The sequence below is a fragment of the Synechococcus sp. LTW-R genome, from assembly GCF_014217875.1.
In the GTDB taxonomy this organism is placed as follows: domain Bacteria; phylum Cyanobacteriota; class Cyanobacteriia; order PCC-6307; family Cyanobiaceae; genus Vulcanococcus.
Map to the genome: position 1 here is coordinate 1,466,869 of NZ_CP059060.1, position 9,225 is coordinate 1,476,093.

The 9,225-nt window shown below is 59.0% G+C and carries 13 protein-coding genes; 4 read left to right on the forward strand and 9 right to left on the reverse strand.

Going from position 1 to position 9,225, the window contains the following annotated elements; translation table 11 throughout:
- Nucleotides 1-45: 45 nt before the first annotated feature.
- On the reverse strand, nt 46-930 hold the full coding sequence (locus H0O22_RS08395) for a HEAT repeat domain-containing protein (RefSeq protein ID WP_255439235.1): 885 nt from the start codon (nt 928-930) through the stop codon (nt 46-48).
- An 82-nt stretch (nt 931-1,012) separates the two neighbouring features.
- On the opposite strand from H0O22_RS08395, the gene H0O22_RS08400 reads away from it, so the two are divergent.
- Together H0O22_RS08400 and H0O22_RS08405 are read left to right on the forward strand one after the other, a co-directional pair.
- Nucleotides 1,013-1,447 (forward strand): DUF2656 family protein, encoded by a 435-nt coding sequence (locus H0O22_RS08400; protein WP_185186241.1) that lies wholly within the window; start codon nt 1,013-1,015, stop codon nt 1,445-1,447.
- Between the two features lie 424 nt (nt 1,448-1,871).
- Nucleotides 1,872-3,170, forward strand: a complete 1,299-nt coding sequence (locus H0O22_RS08405) for a HEAT repeat domain-containing protein (RefSeq protein ID WP_185186242.1) — start codon at nt 1,872-1,874, stop codon at nt 3,168-3,170.
- 68 nt (nt 3,171-3,238) lie between these two features.
- Here the strand turns inward: H0O22_RS08405 and mpeA are convergent, their stop codons facing one another.
- The 3 genes from mpeA to H0O22_RS08420 form a co-directional block, all read right to left on the reverse strand.
- Entirely contained in the window at nt 3,239-3,736 is a 498-nt protein-coding gene (mpeA, locus tag H0O22_RS08410) for a class 2 C-phycoerythrin subunit alpha (protein WP_043695066.1), read from the reverse strand.
- A 39-nt stretch (nt 3,737-3,775) separates the two neighbouring features.
- Nucleotides 3,776-4,321: a bleomycin hydrolase gene (locus H0O22_RS08415; RefSeq protein WP_185186243.1), complete on the reverse strand. Its 546-nt coding sequence runs from the start codon at nt 4,319-4,321 to the stop codon at nt 3,776-3,778.
- A 139-nt stretch (nt 4,322-4,460) separates the two neighbouring features.
- Entirely contained in the window at nt 4,461-5,621 is a 1,161-nt protein-coding gene (locus H0O22_RS08420) for a HEAT repeat domain-containing protein (RefSeq protein ID WP_370521421.1), read from the reverse strand.
- A gap of 108 nt (nt 5,622-5,729) precedes the next feature.
- On the opposite strand from H0O22_RS08420, the gene H0O22_RS08425 reads away from it, so the two are divergent.
- Together H0O22_RS08425 and H0O22_RS08430 are read left to right on the forward strand one after the other, a co-directional pair.
- Nucleotides 5,730-6,035, forward strand: a complete 306-nt coding sequence (locus H0O22_RS08425; RefSeq protein ID WP_185186245.1) for a hypothetical protein — start codon at nt 5,730-5,732, stop codon at nt 6,033-6,035.
- Nucleotides 6,036-6,037: 2 nt separating this feature from the next.
- The gene (locus H0O22_RS08430; protein ID WP_185186246.1) at nt 6,038-6,625 is read left to right on the forward strand and encodes a Nif11-like leader peptide family natural product precursor; all 588 of its coding nucleotides are present in this window, start codon (nt 6,038-6,040) and stop codon (nt 6,623-6,625) included.
- A gap of 5 nt (nt 6,626-6,630) precedes the next feature.
- Here H0O22_RS08430 and H0O22_RS08435 read toward each other — a convergent pair whose 3' ends face one another.
- From H0O22_RS08435 to H0O22_RS08455, 5 genes are all read right to left on the reverse strand, one after another.
- The gene (locus H0O22_RS08435; RefSeq protein ID WP_185186247.1) at nt 6,631-6,939 is read right to left on the reverse strand and encodes a CpeR family transcriptional regulator; all 309 of its coding nucleotides are present in this window, start codon (nt 6,937-6,939) and stop codon (nt 6,631-6,633) included.
- Nucleotides 6,940-6,967: 28 nt separating this feature from the next.
- Nucleotides 6,968-7,582 (reverse strand): chromophore lyase CpcT/CpeT, encoded by a 615-nt coding sequence (locus tag H0O22_RS08440; RefSeq protein WP_115132302.1) that lies wholly within the window; start codon nt 7,580-7,582, stop codon nt 6,968-6,970.
- A 10-nt stretch (nt 7,583-7,592) separates the two neighbouring features.
- Complete coding sequence (locus H0O22_RS08445; RefSeq protein ID WP_185186248.1) at nt 7,593-8,129, reverse strand: phycobiliprotein lyase; 537 nt, start codon at nt 8,127-8,129, stop codon at nt 7,593-7,595.
- Nucleotides 8,126-8,296, reverse strand: coding sequence for a hypothetical protein (locus tag H0O22_RS08450; protein WP_185186249.1), 171 nt, complete (start codon nt 8,294-8,296; stop codon nt 8,126-8,128). The genes H0O22_RS08445 and H0O22_RS08450 overlap by 4 nt, the downstream gene beginning before the upstream one ends.
- A gap of 120 nt (nt 8,297-8,416) precedes the next feature.
- Nucleotides 8,417-9,148: a phycobilisome rod-core linker polypeptide gene (locus H0O22_RS08455; RefSeq protein ID WP_185186250.1), complete on the reverse strand. Its 732-nt coding sequence runs from the start codon at nt 9,146-9,148 to the stop codon at nt 8,417-8,419.
- Nucleotides 9,149-9,225: the final 77 nt, after the last annotated feature.

Consider the following 9,225-nt stretch of genomic DNA (forward strand, 5'->3'; position numbering starts at 1 on the left):
AACACCACGGATGTGACATTACGTGAATGAGGCAAGCGCTTCTGTTCACTCGTCGCGGCTGAGCTGATTCACAGCGAGTTTGAGCACCACAGCGACTGACGGGTCGCTCTCCGTCTCCATGCACTGCTGGAGTTGCCCGATCACGGAAGGGTTCTCCAGTTTCATCAGCGACAAGGCAGCATTTTTGCGCACGAGTGCCGCTTCGTCCTGCAGGTTTGGCAGCAGAAGTGGGATGGCCCATTCGCTTTCGTTGAGCTTGCCCATCAGGGTTGTCGCTTCAGCGCGCACGTCTTCATCTGCATCCCTCAGGGCATTGGTGAGCAGCTGACGCGCATCCTCATCCCCAAGGTTCTGGATTTGATCCCCGAGGGCGGCGATGGCTGCCGTGCGGATCTGGGCATGGGTTGATTGGGCAGCCTTGCGCAAGGCCTCCGGAGCCCGTGCGCCCACGAAGGCCAGGCCCCAGCTAGCCAGGCCCGTCTGCATGGGGGTGCTGCCGGGATCCACCAGGATGTCGAGCAATCCATCAACGGCAGCGGGGCCAATGGCGGCCATGGCGCCAACGGCCGATCCCTGGACAACGGGATCGGCATCGTTGAGCAGAGCCTTCAGCAGGAATGGAAGGGCGCGTTGATCGGAAATCAACGTCAGCGTTTTGGCGGCCGCGCGGCGCACCGTCACGTTCTCGTGGTCGCACATCGCGGTGCACAGGGCTGGAACGGCAGCACCGCCAACGGTGCCGAGGCTTTCGGCGAAGGTGAGGCGCAGCAGTCCACGCCGGTCTCCCAGGCCGGCCACCATGCGCTCGATCGCCTGGGTGTCACCAACGAGACGCTCGCCCTGCCGCAGTTGTTGCTTCAGCTCCTCAGCCAGTTGCTCGGCTTCCTCTTCGCTCAGCTGAAGCGTTTCAGGGCTGCTTACGGGAGACATCGATTCGGTCACGGCAAGGCTGAAGCAGCCGTTCATTATCCGTTTCTCCCATCGCTAAGGTCACCGGATTGCACTGTTTGTTGTGACCCGATTCGTCCTTTCCCACAACCTGCAGATCCAAGATTCCGCGGTGCCTCCGCTGGCGTTTGAGGCCCTGGCCCAAGCGTTGGCCGAGCAGTGCGACTCTGTGACATTGGCGGAAGCGCTCAGCCACCCGCATTGGAAGATCAGCCTCGAGTCCACGGCAACTCCAGGCCAGTTGGCTGAAGAGATCGGTCAGGCCTGGCGAAAGATTCGCGCTGATCAGGGGCATTCCACTGACCATGCCGTGATGGCTCTTGGTGGTCGTAAGGATTCCGAGGGAACTCCCGGCGCCCCGCTTCAGCAGGGCGGCTGGGGTGTGGATGTGGTGGAAACCCGCGATCCAGACGGGTTTCTGCAGGCGATCAATTGGAGTGGACTCACGGCCGGCCGGCCGGCCGATGGCATCTTCCAGGTGATTGATCGCCCGGCTTGACTTCAGCCGCGTGTGCGACGTCCGGCGCGTCTGGCTGGCTTCTTGGCCGCAGCTTTGGGAGAGTCCTCTGAAACGGCCACTGGTGCTGCTGCCGGGGCCGGTGCGCTGGCTTCACCGGAGCCGTAGGAGAACGCCACCGAATCAATTGCAAGGCCACGGTTGTGCATGGACTGCATGCTGCGGCAGAGCTGTGCAAACGGCACCCGTACCGAGCGTGCCGTCCAAGGGCGCGAACCGGGCTCAATCCCTGTTCGTACAGCAATGGATGTGGCAAGGGTGGGTCCCATGGCAGGCGATGTGACTGGGCTGAAGATGCCGCAGCTGCAGGGATTTTCGAGCCTTTCGCAATCTTCCTTACGAGAGCAGATCCACGCCTTCCGGGCTGTGGGGTCCTGCAGAATTAACCTTCCAAGAGCGTGCTGCCTTGACCGGAGCTTTTGACAACATCCATCCGGGGCTGTCCCAAGGCGATGCGATCCGCCTGCTGAGCACTCCGCTGGAGGAGCTGGAGTCACAGAGTGATCCCTACATGGCGGCGGCCCATCTGATCAACTTTCCGGGCCGCGAAACGGAAACGGCGTTGATCGCCTTGGTGATGGATCCGGAGCAAGCGCAACCACGCAAATTGGCGCGGCGGAAGGCTGTGGAAGTGCTGGGACGGCTGGGCTGTCAGGAGGCAATGGCTGCCATCGCCAACTGCCTGAACAGCGACGACCCCTATCTGGTTGAAAACTCTGCTTTTGCGCTTCAACAGCTGAACTGCCAAGACGCCGCCGTTCATAAGGGGTTGCAGCAGCTGTTGTCTGACCCAGCCCAGAACCGACGGGTGTTGATTCAGAGCCTTGCCGCGCTGAATGTCGCCGAAGCTGAGCCGTTGATTGCGAGCTTTCAGACGTCGGACCAGCCGGGGGTCCGCGGTGCGGCCATCAGTGCCAGCATCCGTCTGGGAGGCAGCCGTGATCACGTCTCCGTTCTTGGCGAGCAAACGCTGTTGCCCAATCAGATGGATCGCCAGTCGGCGATTCAGGATGCGATCAATGCCGGGGCAACCGAGCTTCTGCCTCAGATTCTGCGCGCACCGGTTTCGCCGGTGTTTCGGATGCGGGCGTTGCGTGCGCTCTGGCCTGAGGGTCGGCTGCAGAACGATGGTCTTGATCTGATCGAGCTGCTTGATGGGTTGATCGTCGATCGACCGGAAGCCTTGGAACTGGTGCACGCCTACGACCAGCCGCCCTCAGCCGATTTCCTGATTCAGGAATTTTTCGGCACGGATTTCAGTCGCAGTTACCTCGCACTGCAGACTTTGCAGGACCATTCGGCCGAGCAGCTCTGGCCAGCTCTGGAGCAGCGGTGGCATGCCGAGGCCCACAACGACTATGGGGCGCATTACTTTTTCATCCGCCTGTTTTCCAGGATCGGGCCCTGGCCTGATGAGGCCCTCGGTCTGATCGACTCCATCCTTTCGGAAGCCATCACCACGCGCCGGCCGCAATTCATGAAATCCAAGCCCGCTGCTGTGTTGGCCATGGCCGGTTTGAAGCTTGTGAAGGATCCAGACACAACGTTGGCGTCATGGCTTGATCCGCAAGTCACGCCGTTCTGGGAAGCCCGTTATGCCGCTGCGATGGTGGCGTCTCCCGCGCAGTTGGCCTCGGCCCTGGATGACCCTGACCCCTTCGTGGCGATGCGTGCCCAAGCCGCCTGCAAGGCCACCGCTGGTTGAGCATGAAAAAAGGGGGCGGATGAACCGCCCCCTGCAATGGAGTTCGAATCGAATCTCTCGGCTAAGAATCAGGCGAGGGAGTTGATCACGTAGTCGAGAGCAGCGTTGTACTCGGTCAGAGCCTGGGGGCTCAGGTCGCGAGGAGCGCAGCCGTCGTTACGCATTTGGGTGAAACCAGCAACGTAGGTGCCGGGGTCGATGCTGAGGGCCTTGTAGACCTCACGCTGACCGTTGATGGCGAGTTCGTCCAGAGGGCCGGTGCCGCCAACAACCAGGGAGTAGTTGATCAGACGCAGGTAGTGGACGAAGTCGCGCTTGCACTTCTCCTTGCCTTCGGTGGCGCACTGGCGGGGCTGACGGCCGGTGGCACCGTTGGGGTACTGGGTGTAGACGGCGTCGACAGCGCGCTGAGCGATGGCGTCATAGTTCTGAGCGATTTTCTCAGCAGCCTCGAGACGGGCGGCTGCACGCTGCAGGGAACCCTGCACAGACTCCAGATCGGAGCTGGTGGGGAAACGGGAGCCGCTGTCTGCGGCGCCGATGACGGTGGTGAGAACGGACTTCATTGATTTAAAAGAAGGTTGTGCTTGAAAATCTCAGGCGGTTCAGCTGATAGCGCTGATCACCATGTCGAAGTAGGAAGCAGCCTCAGCGGAGAGTGCGTTGCAGTCGCCGTCGGTCACAGGCATCTTGCGCTTCTCACCAGTGGTGTTGTTGGTGTTGGTGATGTGCGCACAGGCGGAGGCCTTCATGATGGCCACAGCGCGGGAAGCGGAACCGGAAGGAACGCCCAGAGCTGCATAGGTCTCGCGCAGACCGTTCAGGCAGCGGTCCTGCAGCACGGAAGCGTCACCAGCCAGCAGGGCGTAGGAGACGTAGCGCATGATGATCTCAGCATCACGCAGGCAAGCAGCCATCTTGCGGTTGGTGTACACACCACCGTTGGGGGCGGTCAGGCCGGTGTTTTCGCAGCAGATGCCTGCAACGGAGTCGGAAACCACGCAGGAAGCGTTGGCGGTGATGGCGTTCACAGCGTCCAGACGCTTGTTGCCCTCGGCAATGAATGCCTTCAGGTCGTTCAGCTGAGCGCCGCCGATGAAGCTGCCGCTGGAATCAGCGGAAACAGCCTGCCTAGAGAATGCGTCGAGCATAATCAATGCTTAAGGGAGGGGTCAGATGCGATGCATCACCCAGGGACCGTACGCCGCCCGCCGGTCATGGGGGGAATTGCTTCAGGCTTCTCAATACATGAAAAAAGAAAGAAGAATGAAAATACGAAGTAGCTTCGATTTAAGAGAGAAGAAGCGCCACTTCACGGCAGCTCCACTGCAGCGGCTGCCAGGGATGGCTGCGGCCAACCTCCTCCAGCAGTGATGTTTGATCCCGCAGCCTTAGTCGCAGGCAGCTCCAGGCGCCCGCGATTCGGGACTTCGCATATTGCGGTGCTGTTTCCGCCAGTGCCTCGCGCACCAGGTCGCTGCGTTCATGCAGCTCCAGCAGTCCGGTGCAGCTCGCCAGCAGGTAGTGAACTCCGTAGTCGCTGCCGAGGCTGGAGCGCAACGCATCGATCTGATCCAGTTGGGCTGATCTGGGCAAAGCCATCAAGGCTTTGGCGGCGGCGTACTGGCGGGCTTCGTCCCGATGCTGCAGTCCCTCCTTAATCGCTTCGGGTTCGGCAGCGGTTTCCGGAATGCCGTCCAGGTTCAACTGTCTTGGATCATCCTGAAGCAGCTTCTTCAATAGATCTGCCGCATCAGGATCAATGGCGCCCGCTTGGCTGGTGGCCATCTGAAACGCACTCTTGGCGCGCAGGGGCATCGACACTGGGCAACGGATCAACGCCGCCAGTGCTTCGATCCGGCCCGCATCTCCCAGATCGATCACGGCGGCCCGTCTTCGACCGGGGTTGTCATCCTCGAGCTGCTCCACGAGTGGTGGAAGGCCTTGCTGGTCGCCCATCACCCGAACGGCATAGGCATGGGCCGCTCCCGCCACCAGGGGATTGCTGTCGTTGCGGCAACGATCGATCTGGCCGCTGGCATCGTTCATGCCCAGGCGGCAGAAGGCTTGAAGAACCGCCCGGCGTTGGTTGTCGGGGCCACGAAGCGCTTGCAGCAGTGCCGTTTGCCCTTCCTTATTCAGCGGTGTGCCCAGCCGGGCGATGGCATCAGCCGCATTGACGACGGTGGGTTCGTCATCGGCTCGCAAGGCGTCAAGAAGAACGGGAAGAGCCGAGCGGTCTTTGCGTCGGCCCAGGGCTTCGAGCGCCTTGCGCCGGGTGATGCGTTCGTAGAGGTCGTCGGAGTCGTTGGCGCCGGCTGCCAGGAGTTTCTGAAGGGACTCGGGGGATTGGCAGGCCCCTAGACGGGTCGCGGCGAGATATTTAAGGCCGGGATTCTTCAGCTCGGCAGGCGGCTTGAGCAACGTTTCCATCGCCGTCTCTTCACTCATTACAGCGAAAAGAGTGTCGAAGCGTTCGCTCATTGCCGATCAAGAATTTGAAAAATCTGAGGATGGTACATTTGGATTATGATTCCGTCCAGCAAAAGCTTAAGCCGAATGGCCGTTGCCGAAAGCGCAGCTCAAGAGATCCGTCGATTTGTTGAATTGCATCAATCCGGATCGGCACTGAATCAAATCGCCTCGCTTGATGATCTCAATGCATTGTTGAAGCAGGCTGAGAGCCCTTTGGCTGCCTCGCTTATCCCGCTTGAGCAGGCGACGCGTCCCCCCAAGATTCTGGTGGACTCGGGCGTCACAGAATCAAAGGTGCCCTGGCGAATTCTTCAGTGCCCGGGCGGTCCTTTGGTGCTGCAGATGATCTGTGAAAAGGTTAATTTTGCCCTCTGGATTCAGGAGTGCTGATGATGGCTAACTCTGAACTTGAGCGTTTCGTCCAGGCAATTGCTGATGATCACGGGCTAGCCACGGGAATCAAGACGCTTGGCTCCCATTACGACATCGTTGCCTACGCCAACATCCGTGGCTACTCGATCACCTTGGCGGAATGGGGGAGATATCTGGCTATGGATTGGTTGCAGAGCTCCGATGCCGATCTGGCCTCTGTTCACCGAGCCGATCCAGCCCATTGGAGCTGGGCGTTCCGTCAATTGTCCCGCTGGCGTGCGCTGTTGATGGATGGTGCTGAATCCGAGGGAATGCTTGGCCCCGCAGATTTTGCAGTGACCCGGGATCAGTCCGCTGCCCCGCCGGCCAGCGTCCCGGCACCCACCCTGACGGATGCAGAGAAAGATGCGGCTTTGGTGTCGTTCATCCAGCTGGTGAAAACACGGCCTGATCTCAAGGACCAGGTGAAATCAGCACGGAACCAAGATGAGGTGATTGGCTTGGCCCAAACCCAGGGTTTTGCCATTGATTCGCTCACACTGTTGCGCAGTTGGAGTCAGGTGTCTGACTTCAGCAAACCCACCTGGTTTGGCTGGTTTGATGATTGATCGCTTCAGCTGATCTCCGCATAGCGGGTGCGTGTGGTGCCACGTTTGGCCCAATAGGTCACCAGTGATTCACCACCGGGCCTGGGAACTGATGCTGTGGCGCGAAGGATCTTGAAGGTGCGCCTTGGCCCCATCGGCCAGTTGCCGGCAGCTGCAATTTTTCGCACGCGTCCACCGATGGCTTCAATGCAACGCTCGAATTTTTCGAGGTGGGTTTGATCCACCGTTTCAAAGATGAAATCGGTTCCTTCGCAAATCAGATGCTGCGACCGGATCCAGGTTTTCAGTTGTTTCTCGGCCTCAATTGCAGACATCGTCTAGCCGCTCAGACGAGGAGGACGCTCACCACTGGAGCCAGTTCTGGTCCAGCTCGTTCCCGAGGTGAGCCACACGTTTGAACCGCAGCGGCCCGTGTTCGGAGCCCCAGCGCTGCTCATCTGTGTCGGGGTCAAAGCCTCGATCGCGACTGATCCAGTCTGTGGCGTTGACATCCACTTCGCTGACCAAATAGGTCAGCCGGCCATCCCTGGGAACCATGCAGTTCTTGCCGGGTTCCACTTCACCCAGGTATCGACCGGATTCAACCTCGCGAAAGTGCATCCCACAGCCACAACGTGGTTTCAGAGACTCAGGCTTGAGGCTGTTGAGGAGTTCAGGGCGTTGGCCTGCACCCGCCAACCGGATGGGATCGGCGAATCCGTAGTTCTCAACGATGAACGTCTCACCCTCGGCCGGGAGCAATCGATGAATGCCTTGGCGATAGGGCCTCCAGGGATCATGGTCATAACTTTGCTCTGAATAAAACCCAGGTGCTTTCAGAACATCCCAGGGAAGCGGGCGAAAAAAGATATTGATGTGAGCGAAATCCTTGGGATTCTCCTGAGACTGTTGGAGATTGCTGTAGTGCCCTGCGAGCGTCTTGGCGAAGAGGAGAAGAGCCTCGTTGTTGTCTGACATTGGCGTGGGATCAGCTGCTCAGGCGCCGCACTTCAGAAGCGAAGGACGTTTGCAACACACCTGATCCAGCCGATGTGCGGAGCACGGAGGAGCGGCAGCGAACATGCTCCGAGACAAACCAGATGCGTTCCTCGGCAATGGATTGCTCGTATTGCGTGGTGAGCAGAAATGTTCCGTCGCTGAGAAAGCTGTAGCTGGATTCTGCTGGCGCTGCTTCTGCATAGCCAACACTCCGAAGCAGAACGCCTTTGCTGCCATCGCTTGGAATGGGCACAATCAGACATGAACCGGATGAAACCTCATTTGGATCATCAGGTTCCCAATCGCTTTCGGCGGCCCAGGTCATTCGAAAGGGTGCCGAGACCTCTGATTCTTGACTGAGGCTCGACGATTGAATCAAGTCCTTGATCTCTTTATCGGAAGCTTCAATCCGTGATATTTGAACTTCACTGAGGACTTCTTCAAATTGCTGAAAAGCGAGGGAGTGGCCAGATCGCATTGATCGCCACGTTCCCTCGCTTTGAGCAACAAATTGCTCGATGTTCATTTGGTGCTGGAGTCGGTCTCAGCCTTCAGATCAGGACGGCTGTGCTGCACCATGTTCACCATGGAGTCGATCATCATCGACATGGCTACAGGAACGGAGGACACAGAAGACTGGAAGCCCTGATTCGATCCCGGCTGGCTGTTGGTGGGTTGACGAAGGATGGGCATGATTCAAAAGCTGGCGTTTCAGGGGACGAAATCTCCCTGGATTCACCGATTGGGTCCAGACGATTTAGGCGTCAATCATGACGGACTGATCCGGCCGTGAGGGCCGGATCAGTACAAGCTTTAAGCGTTCGCAATAAAAAGAATGCGGCCACCCTGGGCTTGGATGCTTTGGATGGTTTTCGATAAGGAGCCGTAGCTCACAACCGAACGCTGCGCAGAGCGACGCACGCTTCCCAGCTGCAGCCGGGAGGTCCAGGAAATGGTGAAGCGTTCACCACCACCCACGACCTTGCGGGCACCGGCTGCGGTGGGGTTGGTCGAAGAAGCGACGCTCGTTTGCAAGACGGAAGCGCCATTGGTATCAAACCCGGCGTATCCCGGATCCATGGCTTGGGTGCGCTGGTATGCCAAAGTGCTTTCTCCCACAACGCTTGTCGCTGTACGAGCAAAGGGAACACCGTCGATACCGAAATTGTTCAGGTATTCATCGCTGTAGATGTAGCTCGCGATCTCCGCTTCAAAACCCTGGTCGGCGAGGCGACGAACGTGCTCGCTGACTTCGGCTTGATCGCGAGGTGGACGGCCCAGCAAGTGCTTGAAATTCAGCTCGACGAATCGGTAGGGGCTGTTGGTTTCCAAATAGAGGCGGCGGTACGTCTCCGACTGGGCAAGAGCTGTGACCAAACCCTGCACGGTCAGGTCGCCATTCATGAACAGCGCCTCGATCGAGGGCTGAACGTCAAGCTCCATCAGGTAGCGGTTGCCGAAAACTTGGCGGTAGGCGGCACGGAGAACGTCGTCGGCTTGGCTGCGGTCTTGATTGGCTGGGCAGGTGAGTGTGGCGGTTGTCATGGGTTGAGGGAAATGCGAAAGAGGAGGTCTCCATCTCCATTGACAGGGATGGAGACCCTCTTGTCAGAACATGGCTA

What these genes read in the sequence shown, in the direction of transcription:
- H0O22_RS08395 (WP_255439235.1), bottom strand. Translation starts at nt 930, where the DNA reads ATGTCTCCCGTAAGCAGCCCTGAAACGCTTCAGCTGAGCGAAGAGGAA.
- mpeA (WP_043695066.1), bottom strand. Translation starts at nt 3,736, where the DNA reads ATGAAGTCCGTTCTCACCACCGTCATCGGCGCCGCAGACAGCGGCTCC.
- H0O22_RS08415 (WP_185186243.1), bottom strand. Translation starts at nt 4,321, where the DNA reads ATGCTCGACGCATTCTCTAGGCAGGCTGTTTCCGCTGATTCCAGCGGC.
- H0O22_RS08420 (WP_370521421.1), bottom strand. Translation starts at nt 5,621, where the DNA reads ATGAGTGAAGAGACGGCGATGGAAACGTTGCTCAAGCCGCCTGCCGAG.
- H0O22_RS08425 (WP_185186245.1), top strand. Translation starts at nt 5,730, where the DNA reads ATGGCCGTTGCCGAAAGCGCAGCTCAAGAGATCCGTCGATTTGTTGAA.
- H0O22_RS08430 (WP_185186246.1), top strand. Translation starts at nt 6,038, where the DNA reads ATGGCTAACTCTGAACTTGAGCGTTTCGTCCAGGCAATTGCTGATGAT.
- H0O22_RS08435 (WP_185186247.1), bottom strand. Translation starts at nt 6,939, where the DNA reads ATGTCTGCAATTGAGGCCGAGAAACAACTGAAAACCTGGATCCGGTCG.
- H0O22_RS08440 (WP_115132302.1), bottom strand. Translation starts at nt 7,582, where the DNA reads ATGTCAGACAACAACGAGGCTCTTCTCCTCTTCGCCAAGACGCTCGCA.
- H0O22_RS08445 (WP_185186248.1), bottom strand. Translation starts at nt 8,129, where the DNA reads ATGAACATCGAGCAATTTGTTGCTCAAAGCGAGGGAACGTGGCGATCA.
- H0O22_RS08450 (WP_185186249.1), bottom strand. Translation starts at nt 8,296, where the DNA reads ATGCCCATCCTTCGTCAACCCACCAACAGCCAGCCGGGATCGAATCAG.
- H0O22_RS08455 (WP_185186250.1), bottom strand. Translation starts at nt 9,148, where the DNA reads ATGACAACCGCCACACTCACCTGCCCAGCCAATCAAGACCGCAGCCAA.